The sequence below is a fragment of the Streptomyces sp. Y309 genome, from assembly GCF_056712025.1.
Genome location: NZ_CM160048.1, coordinates 392,863 through 412,182 on the forward strand (window position 1 = coordinate 392,863; position 19,320 = coordinate 412,182).

A 19,320-nucleotide genomic window follows, 5' to 3' on the forward strand; every position below is an offset into this window, starting at 1 on the left:
GTTTCAATCCGTGCCTACTGCCGACCAATAGTAGTTGCAATATATGTGCAATAAGCCTCGGCCGTTCGGCCCCGCTTCCCTCTCCCCTGTCGGCCCGGCACGCACGCCGCGCATAATCTCGGGCTGCATGGGGAGCATCGACCCATGGGTGAACAAATCGGCGCATACCCAGCAACCGGCCTGCGCTGGGGAGACTTCGCCGACGCGGCGCCCGGGCTGGCCGCGCGTGGCCAGAGGCTGTTGGAGCGCGGCGGATTCGTCTTCGCCGGGACCATCCGGGCGGACGGCACACCCCGGATCAGTCCGGTGGAGGTCCATCTCGTCGACGGGCACCTGATGCTCGTCCTGATCACCGGCACCCACAAGGTTCGGGACGTTCACCGCGATCCACGGCTCACCCTGCAGACGCCGATCACCGACCCGGCCCAACCCGGAGAGGAGTTCAAGGTACGCGGGCGGCTGAGGGAGGTGACCGACCCCGCGCCGCGGCAGACCACGGCCGACGCCATCGAGGCCACGAGCGGATGGCGCGCGCTGGATTCCTGGTCCTTCTTCTCCGTCCTCATCACCCACGCGGCCCTGCTGAGCTGGGCGGAAGACGGCGCCATGACGCTGGAGCGCTGGGACGGGGACCGAGGAGTCCGGCGACCGGAGCGCCGCCACCTCGACTTCGAGGCCTCCGGCTACCGCCGGACGCACTGAGCTCCGGCCGCCTTGTTCAGCCCGGGAGGCGGTCCAGTGCCTGCTTCACCAGGTCGCGCGCGTACGTCTCGGACAGGCCGTCCGGGCGGAACAGGATGCGGTACATGATCGGCGCGACGACGTGGTCCATGACGGTCTCGCGCTCCGGGATCCCGCCCTCGCCGCGCTCGCGGGCGCGGGCGAGGACGAGGTCGACCTGGGCGGCGGCGTAGTCGGAGCACTGCCCGGCGTTGCCGCCGTCCGGGTCGCCGAGGAGCGCGTCACGGATGTAGGCGCGGCCCGCGGTGGAGGACATCTCGTCGAGGAACTGTTCCGCCCAGGCCGTCAGGTCGGCGCGCAGGCCGCCGTGGTCCGCCGGTTCCGTGTCGGGGCGCAGCCGCTCCACGGCGACGTCCGACAGGAGTTCCTGGAGGTCGCCCCAGCGGCGGTAGATCGTCGACGGGGTGACCCCGGCCCGCGCCGCGACCAGCGGCACGGTCAGCGTCGCGCGGCCCCGCTCGGCCTCCAGCTCGCGCACGGCGGCGTGCACGGACGCCTGCACACGGGCGCTGCGCCCGCCGGGGCGGGCCATGGGCTTGGGACTCATGCCGATCACCTTAACGCTAAGTTCTAGCTTCTACGGCGCGGCGGACGCGACCTGCCCCGCCTCCGGGGCAAGTCGCCCCACGTCCGCCCGCGTCTCCTCGTACGCCCGCCCCACCCGCAGCACCGTCCGCTCCCCCAGCGGCCGCCCGATGAGCTGCATGCCGATGGGGAGCCCCGCCCGGTCCTGCCCGACGGGCACGGTCAGGGCCGGAACGCCGGTGATGTTGGCGGGAGCGGACAGCCGTACATAGCTGTCGGACACGCTCTCCACGCTCCCGTCGGCCCACTGCACGGACTGCTGCCCCGCCGGCACGGCGGTCAGCGGCACAGTGGGCGCGGCGACGACGTCGACGGTGTCCAGCATTCGCGACCAGGCGCGCCGCATCAGGGTCCGGGCGCGCTGGGCGCGCAAGTAGTCCCCGGCGAGGAGGAGTTCACCCGCCTCGAGGAGTACGCGGACGTCGGGGGCGTACAGTTCGGGCGTCGCGCGGAGCGTCCGCTCGTGGTACGAGGTGGCCTCGGGCACCATCAGGCCCCACTGGACCGCCTGCACGTAGCGGGTCATGGGGATCTCGACGTCGACGAGTTCGGCCCCGAGGTCGCGCAGTCCGTCGATGGCCTTCCGCACGGCGGACTCGACGTCGGGGGCGACGCGGTCGAAGTAGTAGTTCCGCGGGACGCCGACGCGCAGGCCGGTCAAGTCGCCCTCGTGGTACGGGAGATGGCCCTGGTGAGGCGCGGTGGTGCCCGCCGGGTCGTGGCCGGTCAGGGCGGCCAGGACGAGGGCGGCGTCCTGGACGGTGCGGGTGACGGGGCCGACGTGGTCGAGGGACCAGGACAGCGAGGTCACGCCGTGCAGCGGCACCAGGCCGTACGTCGGCTTGAGCCCCACGACGCCGTTGAGGGCGGCGGGGACCCGGATGGAGCCACCGGTGTCGGTGCCGAGCGCGAAGGTGGCCCCGCCGGCCGCGACAGCGACGGCCGAGCCGCCGCTGGAGCCGCCCGCGACCCTCCCGGCGTCCCAGGCGTTCCGCGTCTGCGGGGTCGTCAGACCGTAGGCGAACTCGTGGGTGTGGGTCTTGCCGAGCAGGACCGCGCCCGCGCCCGCGAGGCGGGCCGCGACGGCACTGTCCGCGTCCGCGACATGGTCGGCGCGCACGGCCGAACTGGCGGTCGTGGGCTGCCCCTTGACGTCGATGAGGTCCTTGAGCCCCATCGGGATTCCGTGCAGCGGGCCCCGCGTGCGGCCCGCCGCGATCTCCTGTTCCGCCCGCGCGGCCGCGGCGCGCGCCTCGTCGGCCCGCAGGGCCACGAACGCGCCGAGCCGCCCTTCGACGGCTTCGGCGCGCGCGAGCACGGAGTCGGTGAGTTCGACGGGTGACAGCTGACCGGTGCGGATCGCCGCGGCCGCGTCGGCGAGGGTCAGCTCATACGGCCGCATCGCACACCTCCGGCACCAGGGCGTGGGCGGAAGCGGGCGGCACGTCGCCGAAGTCCAGCTCGCGGAGGGTGGCGACGACGGCCTGGATGTGGTTCGCGGTGGCGGTCACGGCGTCCAGGCGGCCGGCCTCCAGCGGGAGTCCGGCACGGCGGGCCCAGCGGGCCGCCTCTTCGGGGGCGAGATCTTCGGGGGGCATGGGCCTGTTCCCTTCCAGGGAGTACGACCACAAACGCTAATCGTTTGCGTTAATCGACAGTAGCGCCTACCGTCTCCTAACGCAAAGGCATTGCTTTTACTGCCCCCTCCCCTCCCCTCCCCTCCCCGTCGCTCCGCAGCGGGCGCGACGGCCCCCGGAAGGACCTCCATGACCCCCGCGACCTGGCACCTCGGCGGCATCACCGCCCACCGCGTCGACGAAGTGCCCCTCCCGCCCGAGACGGGCCCCTGGCTGCTGCCCGACGCCACCCCGGACGTCGTCACCGGCACCCCCTGGCTGCACCCCGACTTCGCCGACGCCACCGGCACGCTCCGCCTCAGCAGCCACAGCTTCGCGATCACCCTCGGCGGCCGCCGCATCCTCGTCGACACGGGCATCGGCAACGGCAAGCAGCGCGCCAACCCCGCCTGGCACGACCTCGACACCGACTACCTGGACCGGCTCGCCCGGGCCGGTTTCCCGCCGGAGGCCGTCGACCTGGTGATCCTCACGCACCTGCACGCCGACCACGTCGGCTGGAACACCCGGACGGAGGGCGGCAGTTGGGTGCCCACCTTCCCCAACGCCCGCTACCTCAGCACCCGCACGGAGTGGGACCACTGGGCGTCCGCCGACATGGAGGAGCCCCGACGCCAGATGTTCCGCGACTCCGTCCATCCCGTCCGGGACGCGGGCCTGCTCGACCTGGTGGACGCCTCGGCCAGACCGGCCGAAGTCGCCCCGGGCCTGCGCCTGTTGCCCGCACCCGGGCACACCCCCGGCCAGGTGGCCGTCGAACTGCGCGGCGACGACCGCACCGCCCTGATCACCGGCGACGCCGTGCACCACCCGGTCCAGCTCCCCCGGCCGGACATCGGATCCTGCGTGGACATCGACCCCGCACTCGCGGAGCGCACCCGCCGCGCCCTGCTCGCCTCCGTGGCGGACACCGACACCCTGCTGCTCGGCAGCCACTTCGCGGCACCGACGGCAGGCCACGTCCACACCGAGGACGGCACCGGACACCCGCACGAGAACTCCGAGTTCCGCTTCAACTCCTCATTGGCCCAGACCTATTGACGACAGGTCTATACCTACTTACCGTCTGCCGCATCGCATCCGCATCACACCCGCACCACATCCCATCCGCAGCAAGGCCTCCCCGAGGGAGCACGCCATGATCGGTCGGACGGTACGTCTGTTGGGAGCGGCCCTCGCGCTGGCCTGCGCGGCGCAACTGCCGGCCGCCGCGGCACCGGACGCGCCCAGCGCGCCGGGTGCGTCCGGCGCGCCGGGTGCGTCCGGCGCGCCGCGCGCGGACACCTGCGCGGTGAAGTCGAAGCCCGCGGGCAAGGTGCTCCAGGGGTACTGGGAGAACTGGGACGGCGCGTCGAACGGCGTGCATCCGCCGTTCGGCTGGACGCCGATCACCGATTCCCGCATCCGCCAGCACGGCTACAACGTGATCAACGCGGCGTTCCCCGTCATCCGCTCCGACGGGACCGTCCTGTGGGAGGACGGCATGGACTCCACGGTGAAGGTCGCGACGCCCGCCGAGATGTGCCAGGCCAAGGCCGACGGCGCCACGATCCTGATGTCCATCGGCGGCGCGACGGCCGGCATCGACCTGAGCTCCAGCGCCGTCGCCGACCGCTTCGTCGAGACCGTCGTGCCGATCCTGAAGAAGTACAACTTCGACGGGATCGACATCGACATCGAGACGGGCCTCGTCGGCAGCGGCAACATCAACCAGTTGTCGCCGTCCCAGTCCAACCTCATCCGCATCATCGACGGCGTGCTCGCCAGGATGCCCGCCAACTTCGGCCTGACGATGGCCCCGGAGACGGCGTACGTCACCGGCGGCAGCGTGACGTACGGCTCCATCTGGGGCGCGTACCTGCCGGTCATCAAGAAGTACGCGGACAACGGCCGGCTGTGGTGGCTCAACATGCAGTACTACAACGGCAGCATGTACGGCTGCTCCGGCGACTCCTACTCCGCGGGCACCGTGCAGGGCTTCACCGCCCAGACGGACTGCCTCAACAAGGGCCTGGTCATCCAGGGCACGACCATCAAGGTCCCCTACGACAAGCAGGTCCCCGGCCTCCCGGCCCAGCCCGGCGCGGGCGGCGGCCACATGTCGCCGAGCCTGGTGTCGCAGGCCTGGCGGCACTACAACGGCGCGCTCAAGGGCCTGATGACCTGGTCGATCAACTGGGACGGCTCGAAGGGGTGGACGTTCGGGGACAACGTGAAGGCGCTGCAAGGGCGCTGACCGGTGGGCTCCGCCGGGACGCGGACAGAGGCGGTCGTGGTCACCGCGGCACGGGGCTTCACCAGGACCCGTTCCACTCCCCCATGCCATGTGTCGTCCCGGCAGGGCCACCCCCACGTTCCAGGTCCCCCGCCTGAAATCGCGTCAGGCGGCGGCGTACGTCGACGGCCTCGTCCGTGCGGCCCAGGGCCGTGAGAATGCGCGCGTGGATGTCGACGGCCTCGACGAGACGCGCGCCGAGCCGGCCGGGCTTCCCGGCCAGTGGCCACAGTTGCTCGACGGCCCCCTCGATCACCGTCAGGGCGTGGGGCAGCTCCCGGCTCTGGGCGAGGTGCATCCAGGCGACGGTGCACAACAGCCCGGCCAGGTCCGCCTGTTCGCGGTCCCCGCCTGCCGCCGCGAACCGCCCCCGCAGCTCGATCGCCTCGCTCCACGCGGCGAACGCCCGGTCGTGGTGCCCCGCCCGGAAGGCCTCCAGGCCGAGGCTCTCCAGCGAGGCGGTCAGGGCCGGCTCGTACTGCCGCGGGTGGCGCGCGGCGAGCCGGCGCCGGATCGCCACCGTCTCCTCGAGGACCCTGCAGGTCTCCGCCCGGTGGTTGAGGGGCGCGAGGCAGGCACCGAGATTCAGCAGGGCTGCGGAGAGTCCCTCTTCGTACGCGGCGGGGCTGACCTCGGCGAGACGGCGTAATACCGTCACGGCTTCGTGGGCGGCCTCGCGCGCCTGGACGGGCCGGGACACGTGGGTCAGGCGGCGGCTGAGATTGACGAGTGCGGAGGCCAGGGCGGCCTCATGGGTGTGCGGGTTGGTGCGGGCCAGTTCGCGCTGGATCACCACCGCCTCCTGGGCGGCGGCGCAGGCCTCCTCCCGGCGTCCGGCGTGCGACAGGCAGATGGCGAGGTTCGCCAACGCCGCGGCGAGCGGGGCCCGTTGGGCGGCGGCAGTGCCGTGGCCGGACGCGGCGGCCAGTCGGCGTCTGATCTCGACTGCTTCCTGCACGGTGTCGAGTGCCTCCGCCCAGTGGCCCTCGGTCGCCAGGTCGGCGGCGTAGTTGGACAGCGCGAGGGCCAGCGCGTCACCGTGCCTGCCGGGCTGTGCGTCGCTCAGCCCGCGCAGCAGGCGGACAGCCTGGTCCGTGGCCACCAGCGCGTCCGCGAACTGGCCGTCCTTGGCCAGATAGACGCCCACGTCGCAGAGCACGACGGCGAACGACGGCTCCCCGGTGTCGGTGTGGGCGGCGCTCATCGAACGCCGGATCGCCATCGCCCGCTGTCCGGACTTCAGCGCCTGGTCGTGCAGGCCCGCGTGGGACTGGCGCTGGGCGAGGGCGTTCAGGAGCCGCGCCTGTTCCTCCGGGTCGTGGGTGCGGCCGAGGCGGTAGTCGGCGAGGCGCTGGGCGAGGGCGGCGGCGCCGGAGTTGAGGTCGGTGTGGGAGCCGTCGGGCAGGTGGGCCTCGATCGCCTCGAGGACGTCCGGGTCCAGGTCGGCGATCTCGCTGAGCGCGGCGAGCGTCGCCCCGCCCGCCGCGACCCCGAGCTCCGGCCGTTCCAGGAGCAGGGGCCGCAGCTGTGCCTCCCGCACATGGGGCCAGCGAGCCGCCGTGGCAACCAGCGTCGCGAGGACGCGCCGTCGGCACGGCAGGGATTCGCCGTCCAGGAGGCGGCGGGGCGCGTCCAGCGCCCACGGGTCGGGCGCGAAGCCGTCGATGCCGTGCCCGGCGACGCTCAACGCGAGGAAGTCCTCGGCCAGCCGGTCGGGATAGAAGGGCTCCAGGACCGTACCGCCGCCTTCGGCGGGATAGGACAGCGCGTGGTCCTTGAGGATCTGGTCGGCGTGCTCGCTGGAGCCGACTCCGATGCGGGACAGCACGCCCAGGGCCTCGCTGTAGGTGAGCGCGCTCGTCATCGCCGCGGTGTACACGACCTGCCCGAACGCGTGCGGGGTGATGCGGACGCGCTCGTTGGCGGCCAGCGTCTCCCAGTGGGCGCGCTCGCGTGCCAGCAGGTACGCGGAGACCGCCGCCGCGCCGTCGGGCGCGGCCCGGCCCCGCCGGTGGGAGTCGACGGCGGCGAGCGCGGCCATGTGGACCGCGAGCACCTGGCGGTATTCGGGGTCGGCGCTCAGCCCTTCCGGTGGGCCGACGGCATGCGCGTCGCGTACGCCCAGAGCCTGTGCGAAGCAGTCGCGGGCGGTGCGGAAGAGGGTCTGCGGTGAGACCCCCGCGTCGTCGGCGAGGCCGGGCAGCGCCAGGTCGGACACCGGGATGTCGAAGTCGCCGAGGCGGTGGACGAGGTGCTGCCACCAGGTGCCGCGCGGCCGGGCGACCAGCAGCACACGGACGCGGCCGCCCTGGCGCACGGCGTCGAGGAGCAGCTCGATGAGATCCGCCGTGGGCCAGCGCTCCGCGTAGTCGACGACCATCAGGACGCCCGCCCCGCCGTCCGCCCGCCCCGCGATCGGCACGGAGGGGAACAGCAGGCCCGCCGTGGCGTGCCGTGCCTGGAGCACGCGCCAGCTGTCCGCGTGGCTGCTCCGCGCGAACTGCGCGGCGATCCGCGACTTTCCCTGACCTCCGGGGCCGTGCACCAGGAGCGCCGAAACCTGGTCCGGGCCGTCGCGCCACGCCGCGAGCCGGGCGAGTTCGTCGTGGCGTCCGGTGAAGTCGACGAGGGCGTACCGGGCGTCGAGCAGCCGGGCAGGCTGTTGCCGCACCCAGGTGTCGGAGATCGCCGGCCGGGTCAGCGGAAAGGCCTCCACTGAATAGAGCGTTCGTTCCACTCCCAGGCGGACAGCCCGGATCTCGCGCGCCTGGATCACTGACCCGTGGATCGTGGCGCCCTCGATCCACTGCCGATGCGCCGTCACGCCGGCCCCTGCCGTCCCACCCTGACCCTCCGTCGTTCCGGCCATGCTAATCCGGGCGTGGGCGCCTTGAGCCGGTGATCGCCCCTTCGGCCCTCGCCCTCACCCGCGACGTCGGCCGAGCCGCCGCTCACCGCAGGTGCCTCCTCATCGCTCCGGGTACAGGTGGGGATGGTGGGTTTCGATGTGGTCGCCGATCTGGGCGAACAGGTCCTGGTTGCCGAACCACAGTTCCTCGACGACGGCCAAGGACTCGCCGTCGGGGAATCGAGGCAGGTCGCGATCGAGGAGGGCGGTCAGCAACGGCCCGACGCACGAGGTGACCGACTCGTCGGGAGGAAGGATCCGGAAGGCCGTGCCGATCCGTCGGTACAGCTCGAGGACCTCCTCCGCGGGCATCCCCGCATCGCCCTGCAACCACAGCCGCAGCAGGTCGTGGGCGACTGAGGTGCCGTGCCGCGGCCCGCCGCCGTTGAACGTGGTCACCAGCGGCCCGAGTGACTCGAACAACGGCCGCAGCGCCTGCAGCGCGACGCCGTCGTTCGTTCCGGCCGAGACGTCCATCTTGTGCCAGATCTCGTTCCAGTACGTGCGGTGCCAGACGGTGTGCTCCTGCTCCGGGGGGACCCGGAAGAGCCAGTGGGCGTCCACCGGTTCGGGGGCGGCCAACTCGCCCTGCCGGATGGCCACTTCGAGGTCCCGTTCGCCGCCCTGTCTGGTACGCCGCACGCTCAGCGAGAGCGCGAGGTCGGTCCACTGCACCTCGTCGAGAGAGGACCGCCACAGCAGCACGTGCCGGTGCCACGCGCTCCCCGCGTCGCCCGACGACGGAAACAGCGCACCGGCCGTCGTCCCGCCGGTGAGCAGCAGCACGAGCACCACCAGGTTGGCGCCGTAGATGCCGTGGCGGCGGGCGACGCGTATGCGTCGCGGGAGGTACGTCGCGTACGGCTGCTCGGCGCGCAACTCCCGCTCTCCCATGGCCCGTACGACGAGGCGGGCCAGCTTCTCGCGTTCCTCCGTCGGCAGTCGTTCGACGCGGGCGCGGGCGAAGCGGAGCATCTGCCGGGAGGAGAGGGGTGCGAAGGAGAGCAGGGCGAACATCATGTCGTCGTTGAGCGGTTCGCTGCCCGTCGAGAGGACCGGGCGGTGGTCGAGGAGCCCGGACAGGAGCCGCACCGTGAGGCGGACCGCCAGATACTCCCCGAACGTCGCGTGCAGGAATTCGTACGTGGACAGCTTCTGGCCGTCGCGGATCGACTGTGCGCGCTGCACGAAGAAGAAGCGGCCCAGGGCGACTTCGGCGCGTCCCAGGGGCGCGCGGAGCCCGGAGGTCTGGGTCGGCGGCCGGCCGGTGAGCGCTGCCAGGTCCTCGTCGAGCTCGGCCGTCGACACCCACTGGCGCTTCCGGTTCAGCATCGAGAAGGCCACCAGCGAGAGCCGTTCGAGCTCCTCCTCGACCCGCTGCTCCACTTCGTGGTCGGGGACCCGGGTGTCCTTGCACACCTCGCGCCGGGCGAAGGAGCCGAGCAGCGCCTCGTACAGATCGGCCTCCTCCAGGGGGCGGTCGTCCTCGCCGCGCAGCTCGTTCCCCGCGGCCTGGTACAGGGCGAGCATCGTGAGGAGCAGCGGTTGCCCGGCCAGTGCGCGATGGGGTGCGACGGCGTCCCAGGTGAGCGGTGGCAGGCCCATGGCCTGGAAGTTCATGGCGTTGGTGAGGTTCCACTGCTCGATCCAGAGCTGGATCTGTTCCTTCCGGAAGGGTTCGAGACGCAGGGCGACGGTGCCCCGCGGACAGCGCGCCCGGTCGGCGACCGCGGTCCGGCTGGTGACGACGGCCAGGACGGGGCGGCCCTGCTCCGCTTCGCGCTCCTGGAATCGGGCGACCCGCACCAGGAAGTCGTTCTGGTGCACTCCGGTGGTCTGCAGCAGCTCGTCGAAGCCGTCGAGCAGGACGACCGGCACCGCCGCGCCCGCCGAGCGCACCAGGTCGGGCCAGGTGGCCCGCTCCCCGGTGGCCTCGCGGATCGCCTGCTCGATCTGGTCCTGGATCTCGTCGTCCGCGCGTACGTCGCGCAGCGCCACCCGCACCGGCAGGAATCCGGCCGACGGCAGCCGGGCCGCGAGGATCCGGACCAGCACGGACTTGCCTGCGCCCGGCTGGCCGAGCACCAGCAGCGGGGCGGCCGTCAGGCCTTCCGAGGTCAGCGCTCCCGCCAGGTATTCGGTGAGGTCCTGCCGTATCGGGGCGTGCGCCCACCACTCCTCGTCGGCCGGACTGCCCTGCCCGGCCACCGCCCGCACCCGGAAGTCGGGGTCGAGGTAGGCCTCGGACAACGTCGGCACCTGGATGCCCTCGTGTGCTTCCTCGGTGTCCAGGATGCGGCGGTCAAGGGCGGACCGGTGCGCCCTAGCCAGGGCCTCGGCGATGTTCACGGGCGGCCGGTGCAGGGCGGCGGTCGACGTCAGCAGCCGCTCCAGCCCGGCGAGGGCCCGGCGCAGCTCGGCGCGCGTGGCCTGGTGCTCCACCTGGCCCGACCAGAAGCCGAATTCCGGCGCCTCGAGGACGAGGCGTGCGTAGAGCGCCTCGTACGCGGCGACGGCGAGCGACGGCACCGTCAGGCGCACGGTGTCCGCAGCCTCGCCGCGCTCGCGCTCCCCCAGCCGCTCCCAGACAGCGAGGCCCTGCAGGAAGTTGTGCACGCGCGAGCCCAAGTGCCCGTACCAGCCGCTGAGTTCGGTGAGGTGATCCTCGTAGGGGAGGTGCGGCGCGGGGCGCGGGGCGTCCACCTGAGCGATGGTGTCCGCGAAGCCCGCGTCGGAGGGGAGCCGCCCGCCCGCCACGGTGAGCTGCTCCCTGCGGGTGAGTTCCGCCTCGTCCAGGGAGAAGGGCAGCTCCGCCTGTTCCAGGGCGTCGAAGAAGGCGAGCACGACGATCACGGTGTGGGCGGCCTCCAGCACCCGGGTGCGTTCCACCCGGCCGTCGGCGCGCCCCAGCCGCTCGCCGATGCCGCGTGCCGCATCGCGTCCCAGGCCGAGGACGCGCCCCCCGCGCGTCGAACATGCCGAGCACACCGCTGCTCAGCCCGCCGGTCGCCAGGTTGAGTGCCCCGCCGAGCGCGCGGTCGAGTGCCGCCACGGCGGGCGGGTCCCCGCCCAACAGCACCAGTGCGTCTCCGTACGACAGCAGCTTGCGCGGTCCCACAGTCCCCCCATGGCGTGCGTTCCGCGGACTCCGGTGCCAGCGTGACACGAATGGAGCACCCGGGAGCCCGGTTCGCCGCCCATCGGTGGCGTCCGCTCCGGGAGGGCACAGCGGCCGAGCGAGCCCTCTTGTTGCGGGTCGGGCCATCTGCTTGACTCCGCCCGCCGGAGCGCCACCTCACGGGCGGAGGAAGCCTGATGGACATCACCCGCAGACGTCTGCTTGCCGCGCTCTCGGCGGCCGGTCTCCTTGCCGTGGTCCCCGCCGGGCCGGTGAGCGCGGCGGCCGCCGCGGAGGGCCTGGCGCGGCTGCGCGCCAACACGGAGGCGGTGTTCGCCGGGACGCCGGAGTCCAACGCCCGGCCGGAGACCGCCGCGAAGCTCGCCGCCGTCGACAAGGCCGCGCGGGCGAACCTGAAGGCGATGGACGCCGCGGGCGAGGGCGAGCTGTTCGCCGGCCTCGCCCTCGGCACCGACGACGCGAACCTCAACACGGCCTTCCGGTGGCTGTACGAGATCGCGCTTGCCACCCGCGCGCACGGCGGCGGCCTGTACGGGGACACGGCCGCCCGGCGACGCGTCATCGACGGCTTGGAGTGGCTCCACGAGCGGTACTACGGCGACCAGGCCAAGGGTTACTACGGCAACTGGTTCCACTGGGAGATCGGCATCTCCCAGCACGTCAGCAAGGCCCTGGTGCTGCTGTACGACGAGGTGCGGGCGTACCGGCCGGAGCTCGTGCGCACCTACGTCGCCTCCATGGACGCCTATCTGCGCAACGGCAAGAACGGCGACGTGGACCTCGACTCGCGGTTCCACACCGGCGCGAACCTCGCGGACATCACCACCAACCGCATCCTCCAGGGCGCCCTGCTCGGCGACGAGGCGCGGATCCGCAAGGCCCTCACCGACCAACTCACGGTGTTCGCCACCATCGACCCCTACCACCTCAACCACGGGGTGACGGACGGGTATTACGCCGACGGCTCCTTCATCCAGCACGCCTCCGTGGCCTACACCGGCTCCTACGGCAAGGGCCTGCTGACCCGTGTCGTACAGACGCTGAAGATCCTCGAAGGCACGGGCTTCGCGCACGGCGAGGAGCTGGTGCCCGTGGTGCGGGGGTGGGTGCGGAACGGGTTCGCGCCGCTGATCTTCGAGGGCTGGATGATGGAGATCGTCAAGGGGCGCGCGGTGTCGCGGACGGACTCCGGCTACACGGACGCCGCCGTCGTCGTCGAGGCCGTCGTCGATCTCTCCTCCCTCGCGAGCGGCGCCGACGCCACCGCCCTGAAGGGCTATGTGAAGCACATCCGCGAGACCTCCCGCGCCACGCTCGACCCGGCGCGTTTCGTCTCGCCCGTCAGCGTCGTGCGGTACGCCGACATCCTCGCCGACGCCTCCGTGCCGGCCGCCGACCTCAACCCCGCCGCGCGCAGCGTCGCGTTCAACGCGATGGACAGGACGGTGCACCGCAGGCCCGGCTACGCGTTCGCGCTCGCGCGCAGTTCAGCGCGGATCAGCAAGTACGAGTACATGAACGGCGAGAACCTGATGCCGTGGTTCCAGGGCGAGGGCGCCCACTATCTGTATCTGTCCGGCCAGGACCAGACGCGGGCGTACGGCGTGGACTACTTCACCACGGTGTCGCCGTACGCCCTCGCCGGGGTGACGGCACCGGCCGAACAGCGGCGTACGGTCCCGGAGTTGTACGGCAAGCCCTACTACGACAACCCCGGGCATCCGCTGAACTTCACGTCGTCGTCGGAGTCGCAGAACAAGTACGTGTACTTCCCGCGGGGCACGCACGGCCATTCCGGGGGCGCGGTGCTCGGGGCGTACGGTGCGGCCGCGATGGTGCAGTCCAGTGATGTCGCGTACCGCGACCGGGCGTTACTGCCGGACGACTTCGTCGTGTACCGCAACGCGTCGGCCACCAAGTCGTGGTTCCTGTTCGACGACGAGATCGTGGTGCTCGCGGCGGGCGTGGGCGACCCCGGCGGGCGGGCGGTGACCACCGCGGTCGACGCGCGTGTCGCCGCGCCGGGTGACGCGGTGTCCCTCACGGGGGTGCGGCGTGACGGCCGCCCGTGGTCGGGGACCGGGACGGCCGACCTGCGGTGGCTGCGGTACGCCAATGCCTCGCAGGGCGTCGCTGTGGGCTATCTGTTCCTCGACGCCCCGCGCGTGCGGGTGGCCCTGGACGACGTGACCCACAGCCGTCGCGTGGTCCGCACCGCGAACCCGGACACCGCCGTGACCCGGCAGGTGTTCGGCGTGTCCGTCGACCGGGCGGCCGGGGCCCGGCCGGTCGCCCTCGCCTACGCGTTGGTGCCGAACGCGGGCGAGCGGCTGCTGCGGTCCCACGCGGGAGGCGGGCCGCTGAAAGTGCTCGCCAACTCCACGCGGTTGCAGGCCGTTTCCCACTCCGGGCTCGGACTGACGGCCGTCAATGCCTTCGGCTCCGGTCGCCACGAGGCCGGCGGCCTGCGGGTCGACGGGCCCGCCTGTGTCCTGGTGCGGCGCCAGGGCAGGTCCGGGTCGGCCCCGACCAGCATCGCCGTCTCCGATCCGACCATGGACCGGGGCACGGTGCGGGTGCTGTTGCGGGGGCGGCGGCTACGGGTCGTCTCGGCGGACGAGGGGGTGCGGGTGCGCTCGGCGCGCGGCGGGACGGTGGTCGAGGTGGACACGCACCACGCGTACGGGCGGAGCTTTACGGTCACTCTGCGTGAGGCGCACTGACCTCGGGCCAAAGCCGTTCCGGCACCGTCGGCCTGGGCCGTGGTGCACGCTGCCGTTCCGGCACCGTCGGCCTGGGGCTGTGCCCACCCGTCCCGCCCTGCGGGACGATTGCCCACAGCGGCGCGGTAGCGGCAGCGCCACCTCTTCGCTACCCGCTGTGGGCACTGGGCCGCCAGGGGCGGCACGGGTGGGCACAGCCCCAGGCCGACGGCGTCCTGACGACAAGGGCTAGCGCCACCGGCCGGTCGGGGCCCCCTACGCCGCCACCGCGTCATGGTGGATCGGGGTGTGGGCGCCCTTCAGGGGCACCCCCGTCCCGCCCCGCCGGGAGGCGACGATCTCTGCTGCGATGGACAGCGCCGTCTCCTCCGGCGTGCGCGCGCCGAGGTCGAGACCGATGGGTGAGTGCAGCCGGGACAGTTCGAGGTCGGTGACGCCCGCGTCACGGAGCCTGCTGTTGCGGTCCTCGTGCGTGCGGCGCGACCCCATCGCCCCGACGAAGGCGACGGGCATCCGCAGCGCCTCCACCAGCACCGGCACGTCGAACTTGGCGTCGTGCGTGAGGACGCACAGCACGGTGCGGCCGTCGGTCGGCGTGCGTTCCAGATAGCGGTGCGGCCAGTCGACCACGATCTCGTCGGCCTCCGGGAAGCGGTGCCGGGTGGCGAACACGGGGCGCGCGTCGCACAGCGTCACGTGGTAGCCGAGGAACTTGCCCGCGCGCACCAGCGCCGCCGCGAAGTCGACGGCGCCGAACACGATCATCCGGGGCGGCGGGACGCTCGACTCGACGAGCAGGGTCACCCCGCCGGGGCAGTGCGCGCCGTCCTCCGACACCTCGACGGTTCCGGTGCGCCCCGCGTCGAGCAGTGCCCGCGCCTCGGCCGCCGCGGTGCCGTCGAGGCCGGGCGCCCCGCCGTACCCGCCCTCGTACGAGCCGTCGGGCCGCACGAGAAGCGCCTTGCCGCGCAGCTCGGCCGGGCCCCGGGCCACCCGGGCGAGCGCCGCGGTCTCCCCGCGGGCGGCCGCCGCGAGGGCGGCCGCGTACACGGGGCGGTCCGGGGCGTCGGCGCCCACCGGGGTGATGAGAATGTCGATGACGCCGCCGCAGGTCAGGCCCACGGCGAAGGCGTCGTCGTCGCTGTACCCGAAGCGTTCCAGGCAGCTCTCGCCGTCCTGGAGGGCCTGCTCGCACAGTTCGTACACCGCGCCTTCGACGCAGCCGCCGGAGACCGAGCCGATGACGGTGCCCTCGCGGTCGACGGCGAGGGCGGCGCCGGGCGGGCGGGGCGCGCTGCCGCCGACGGCCACGACGGTGGCGACGGCGAACTCCCGGCCCTCCTCGGCCCACCGGCCCAGCTCTTCGGCGATGTCAAGCACGTGTGTCTCCTCCCGGCACGGCCCCCGCCCCCGGCGCGGAGCCCGCGCGGAGCACCCGGTCCGGGCGGATCGGCAGGTCGCGGTGGCGGACGCCGGTGGCGTGCCAGACCGCGTTGGCGATCGCGGCGGCCGCGCCGACGATGCCGATCTCGCCGATGCCCTTGATGCCGACCGGGTCGTCCGGGTCGGGGTCGTCGACCCAGTCGGCCTCGATGACGGGCACGTCGGCGCTGGCGGCGAAGTGGTAGCCCGCGAGGTCGCCGTTGGCGAGGCCGCCCGACGCGTGGTCCCTGATCGCCTCCTCGTGCAGGGCCATGGACAGGCCCCAGGTCATGCCGCCGATGAACTGGCTGCGCGCGGTGAGCGGGTTGATGATCTTCCCTGCGGCGAAGATGCCGAGCATGCGGCGTACGCGTACCTCGCCGGTGCCGACGTCGACGGCGACCTCGGCGAACTGGGCGCCGTAGGAGTGCCGTTCGCTCTGGGCGAGCGCGCCGATGGCCTCGGTGGTGTCCGAGCGCACGGTGATGCCCTCCGGCGGGATGTCCGCCCCGAGTGCGAGCCGCTCGCGCAGTTCGTCCACCGCGATCATCACGGCCCACGCCCACGAACGCGTCCCCATGGAGCCGCCGGACAGCCAGGCCTGGCCCAGGTCGCTGTCGCCGATCCGGATGCGGACCCGCTCCAGCGGCACGTCGAGCGCGTCGGCGGCCACCTGGGCGAGCGCGGTGCGCGCGCCGGTGCCGACGTCGGCCGCGTTGATCCGCACGGTGAAGGTGCCGTCGGCCTCCGCCGTGACCGCGGCGGTCGAGGGGGCGGCTCCCGCCGGGAAGGTGGCCGCGGCCGTGCCCGTACCGAGCAGCCACCGGCCGTCGCGGCGCACGCCGGGGCGCGGGTCGCGGCTGTCCCAGCCGAAGCGCCGGGCGCCCGCGCGGAAGCAGGTGAGCAGTTCGTGGCTGGCGAACGGCAGGCCGGTGACGGGGCCCACGGCCGGTTCGTTGCGGGCCCGCAGTTCGATCGGGTCCAGGCCGCACTTCTCGGCGAGTTCGTCGACCGCGGACTCCAGCGCGAACGATCCCGGCGCCTCCCCCGGCGCGCGCATGAAGGTCGGCGTGGGCACGTCGAGCGGCACCACGTGGTTGGCCGTGCGGTGCGCCTCGGCGTCGTACAGCGCCCGGCCGAACGCGCTGCTCGCCTCGACGAATTCGGTCAGGGTGGAGGTGAGCGAGACCCCGTCGTGGTCGAACGCGCGCAGCCGCCCGTCGGCCCCGGCGCCGAGCCTGACCCGCTGGGCGGTGGGACTGCGGTAGCCGATGAGCGAGAACATCTGGCGGCGGGTCAGGACCACGCGGACCGGACGCCCGATGACGGTGGTGGCCATGACGGCGAGCACGTTGTGCGCGCGGGCCAGGGCCTTGGAGCCGAAGCCGCCGCCGATGTGCTCGGAGCGCACGCGCACCGAGGCCGGGTCGAGCGAGAAGAGCGCGGCGAGGTCCGTCGCCGTCGCCTTGGTGCCCTGGCTGGTGTCGACGACTTCGAGCCGTCCGTTGTCCCAGCGGGCCATGGCCGCGTGCGGCTCCATCGCGTTGTGGTGCTGCTCGGGGGTGGTGTAGCGCTCGTCCACGACCACGTCGGAAGCGGCGAGCTCGGTCTCCAGGTCGCCCTTCTCGGTGACCGCGGGACCGATGGGGCCCGCCTCCGGCGTGTAGCGCGCGGGGTGTTCGGTGGAGAAGGCCACGTCGTGCGGCTCGGTGTCATAGTGGACGACCAGCGCCTCGGCGGCCTCCCTGGCCTGCTCGGAGGTCTCGGCGACGACGAGCGCCACCGGCCAGCCGAGGTGCGGCACCCGGTCCCGCTGGAGGATCTCCGCGACCGGGTCGGGCCCGAAGGAACCGACGAAGCCCTCCTGGAGGCGCGGGGCGTTGCCGTGGTGGAGGACGGCGAGGACGCCGGGCATCTCCAGAACGGGTGCGTCGTCGACGGAGCGGACGCGTCCGCGCGCGACGGTGGAGAGGACGATCCAGCCGTGGGCGAGCTCGGCGAACGGGACCTCGCCCGCGTACCGCGCTTCGCCGGTGACCTTGGCCAGGCCCTCCAGGCGCGAGCGCGCGGTGCCGACCACGCCCGCGCCCCTGGTCGTTCCGGTCGCGGTGGTCATCGGGCGGCCTCCTCGGTCAGCTCGGTCAGCAGGGCCACGGTCAGGTTGCGCACGAGCGGCACCTTGTATCCGTTGTCGGACAGCGGCTCGGCGGCCGCCAGTTCGGCGTCCGCGGCGGCGGCGAAGGCGGCGGCCGTGGCGGGTCCGCCGGTCAGGGCGCGTTCGGCCGCGTGCGCGCGCCACGGCCGCGACGCCACCGCGCCGTAGGCCAGCCGCACTTCGCGTACGACGCCGTCCCGCACGTCGAGCGCGGCAGCCACCGAGCCGATGGCGAAGGCGTACGAGGCGCGCTCGCGGACCTTGCGGTAGCGCGAGTGCGCGGCGACCGGGGCGGGCGGCAGGGTGACGTGGGTGATCAGCGCGCCGGGCGGCAGCGCGGTCTCGCGGTGCGGGGTGTCGCCGACGGGCAGATAGAAGTCGGTCAGGGCCAACTCTCCGGGCCCGTCGGCTGTTTCGTACGAGACGACGGCGTCGAAGGCCGCGAGGGCCACCGCCATGTCGGAGGGGTGGGTGGCCACGCAGTGCGCGGAGGCGCCGAGGATCGCGTGGTTGTGGTGCTCGCCCTCGAGGGCGGCGCAACCGCTGCCCGGCGTCCGCTTGTTGCAGGGCCTCGCGGTGTCGGCGAAGTAGCCGCAGCGGGTGCGCTGGAGCAGGTTGCCGCCGACGGTGGCCATGTTGCGCAGCTGTCCGGAGGCCCCGGCGAGGACGGCCTGGGCCAGCGCGGGATAACGGCGCCGGACTTCGGGGTGGGCGGCCAGGTCGCTGTTCGTGACGGTCGCGCCGACACGCAGTCCGCCGTCCGCCGTCACCTCGACGCCGTCGAGGGGCAGTTGGGTCACGTCGACGAGCAGCGCGGGCCGTTCGACGCCGGTCTTCATCAGGTCGACGAGGTTGGTGCCGCCGCCCAGGTAGCGCGCCTCGGGGTCGGCGCCGAGCAGGGCGACGGCCCCGGAGACGTCGTGGGCCCGCTGGTATCCGAACTCCCTCATGCCGCCGCCTCCTTGGCCGCCACGGCGTCGGCCGTGCCGTCGGCGGCGCGCGCCTCGCCGGCGGCGCGGGCGACCGCGTCCACGATGGCCACGTACGCGCCGCAGCGGCACAGGTTGCCGCTCATCCGCTCGCGGATCTCGCCCGCGTCGAGCGGCGGCGGGCCCGCCTCTGGCCGGACATCGGCGGTCGCGGCGCTCGGCCAGCCGGCCGCGTGCTCCTCGATGACCGCGATGGCCGAACAGATCTGGCCAGGCGTGCAGTAGCCGCACTGGAAGCCGTCGAGGTCGAGGAAGGCCTGCTGCACCGGGTGCAGCCGGTCGCCGTCGGCGACGCCTTCGATGGTGGTGATCTCACGTCCGTCGGCGGCGACCGCGAGCTGCAGACAGGACAGGGTGCGGCGGCCGTCGACCAGGACCGTGCAGGCGCCGCACTGACCCTGGTCGCAGCCCTTCTTGGTGCCGGTCAGGTCGAGGCGCTCGCGCAGCGCGTCGAGCAGGGTGGTGCGGTGGTCGACGGGCAGCGTGCGCTTCTCGCCGTTGACGTTCAGGGTGATGCCGCTGGACGTCGCGGTGGCGCTGGACGTCGGTGGAGCCATGGGTCAGCCTTCTTTCGCGGTCGCGGTGCGCCTCGGGAGCCGGGACGGGCGCGGGCTCGGGGGCGCGGGTGGCACGGGGCGAAGGGAACGCGGTGGGGTGGAGCGCCGGAGGGTCACGGGCGGCGGCATCGACCGAATGCATTCGGCCATGTCTGCCGCTATGGTGGAGTGAACTCAAACGGACAGCTG

Annotated in this window: 13 protein-coding genes and 1 pseudogene; 4 read left to right on the plus strand and 10 right to left on the minus strand. The window is 73.1% G+C overall.

Features of this window, described 5'->3' with window-relative positions; genetic code table 11:
- The first annotated feature begins 144 nt into the window (after window positions 1-144).
- Window positions 145-702 carry a pyridoxamine 5'-phosphate oxidase family protein gene (locus AC0KTA_RS01665; RefSeq protein ID WP_481053278.1) on the plus strand — a complete coding sequence of 186 codons (558 nt, stop codon included), beginning with the start codon at window positions 145-147 and terminating at the stop codon, window positions 700-702.
- A gap of 16 nt (window positions 703-718) precedes the next feature.
- On the opposite strand, the gene AC0KTA_RS01670 is transcribed toward AC0KTA_RS01665, so the two are convergent.
- The 3 genes from AC0KTA_RS01670 to AC0KTA_RS01680 are packed head-to-tail and all read right to left on the minus strand — an operon-like array spanning window position 719 to window position 2,924.
- Window positions 719-1,288 (minus strand): TetR/AcrR family transcriptional regulator, encoded by a 570-nt coding sequence (locus tag AC0KTA_RS01670; RefSeq protein WP_481053279.1) that lies wholly within the window; start codon window positions 1,286-1,288, stop codon window positions 719-721.
- Window positions 1,289-1,318: 30 nt separating this feature from the next.
- Window positions 1,319-2,728 (minus strand): amidase, encoded by a 1,410-nt coding sequence (locus AC0KTA_RS01675; RefSeq protein ID WP_481053280.1) that lies wholly within the window; start codon window positions 2,726-2,728, stop codon window positions 1,319-1,321.
- Window positions 2,715-2,924: a hypothetical protein gene (locus AC0KTA_RS01680; protein ID WP_481053281.1), complete on the minus strand. Its 210-nt coding sequence runs from the start codon at window positions 2,922-2,924 to the stop codon at window positions 2,715-2,717. Before AC0KTA_RS01680 ends, AC0KTA_RS01675 begins: the two co-directional genes overlap by 14 nt.
- 168 nt (window positions 2,925-3,092) lie before the next feature.
- On the opposite strand from AC0KTA_RS01680, the gene AC0KTA_RS01685 reads away from it, so the two are divergent.
- Both AC0KTA_RS01685 and AC0KTA_RS01690 read left to right on the plus strand, forming a co-directional pair.
- Complete coding sequence (locus AC0KTA_RS01685) at window positions 3,093-4,004, plus strand: MBL fold metallo-hydrolase (protein WP_481053282.1); 912 nt, start codon at window positions 3,093-3,095, stop codon at window positions 4,002-4,004.
- Window positions 4,005-4,101: 97 nt separating this feature from the next.
- Window positions 4,102-5,199 (plus strand): chitinase, encoded by a 1,098-nt coding sequence (locus AC0KTA_RS01690; RefSeq protein ID WP_481053283.1) that lies wholly within the window; start codon window positions 4,102-4,104, stop codon window positions 5,197-5,199.
- Between the two features lie 58 nt (window positions 5,200-5,257).
- On the opposite strand, the gene AC0KTA_RS01695 is transcribed toward AC0KTA_RS01690, so the two are convergent.
- The 3 genes and pseudogenes from AC0KTA_RS01695 to AC0KTA_RS01705 form a co-directional block, all read right to left on the minus strand.
- On the minus strand, window positions 5,258-8,062 hold the full coding sequence (locus tag AC0KTA_RS01695) for a tetratricopeptide repeat protein (RefSeq protein ID WP_481053284.1): 2,805 nt from the start codon (window positions 8,060-8,062) through the stop codon (window positions 5,258-5,260).
- 144 nt (window positions 8,063-8,206) lie between these two features.
- Window positions 8,207-11,134 carry an NACHT domain-containing protein gene (locus AC0KTA_RS01700; protein WP_481053285.1) on the minus strand — a complete coding sequence of 976 codons (2,928 nt, stop codon included), beginning with the start codon at window positions 11,132-11,134 and terminating at the stop codon, window positions 8,207-8,209.
- Window positions 11,127-11,411: pseudogene (locus tag AC0KTA_RS01705) on the minus strand (NACHT N-terminal helical domain 7-containing protein); the annotation flags it as partial. The pseudogene AC0KTA_RS01705 and the gene AC0KTA_RS01700, both read right to left, overlap by 8 nt.
- 50 nt (window positions 11,412-11,461) lie before the next feature.
- On the opposite strand from AC0KTA_RS01705, the gene AC0KTA_RS01710 reads away from it, so the two are divergent.
- Window positions 11,462-14,008 carry a polysaccharide lyase family 8 super-sandwich domain-containing protein gene (locus tag AC0KTA_RS01710; RefSeq protein WP_481053286.1) on the plus strand — a complete coding sequence of 849 codons (2,547 nt, stop codon included), beginning with the start codon at window positions 11,462-11,464 and terminating at the stop codon, window positions 14,006-14,008.
- A 255-nt stretch (window positions 14,009-14,263) separates the two neighbouring features.
- Here the strand turns inward: AC0KTA_RS01710 and AC0KTA_RS01715 are convergent, their stop codons facing one another.
- The 4 genes from AC0KTA_RS01715 to AC0KTA_RS01730 are packed head-to-tail and all read right to left on the minus strand — an operon-like array spanning window position 14,264 to window position 19,131.
- Window positions 14,264-15,388, minus strand: a complete 1,125-nt coding sequence (locus tag AC0KTA_RS01715) for an XdhC family protein (protein WP_481053287.1) — start codon at window positions 15,386-15,388, stop codon at window positions 14,264-14,266.
- On the minus strand, window positions 15,381-17,546 hold the full coding sequence (locus AC0KTA_RS01720) for a xanthine dehydrogenase family protein molybdopterin-binding subunit (protein WP_481053288.1): 2,166 nt from the start codon (window positions 17,544-17,546) through the stop codon (window positions 15,381-15,383). Before AC0KTA_RS01720 ends, AC0KTA_RS01715 begins: the two co-directional genes overlap by 8 nt.
- The gene (locus tag AC0KTA_RS01725) at window positions 17,543-18,535 is read right to left on the minus strand and encodes an FAD binding domain-containing protein (protein ID WP_481053289.1); all 993 of its coding nucleotides are present in this window, start codon (window positions 18,533-18,535) and stop codon (window positions 17,543-17,545) included. The genes AC0KTA_RS01720 and AC0KTA_RS01725 overlap by 4 nt, the downstream gene beginning before the upstream one ends.
- Entirely contained in the window at window positions 18,532-19,131 is a 600-nt protein-coding gene (locus tag AC0KTA_RS01730; RefSeq protein ID WP_481053290.1) for a (2Fe-2S)-binding protein, read from the minus strand. Before AC0KTA_RS01730 ends, AC0KTA_RS01725 begins: the two co-directional genes overlap by 4 nt.
- Between the last annotated feature and the right edge of the window lie 189 nt (window positions 19,132-19,320).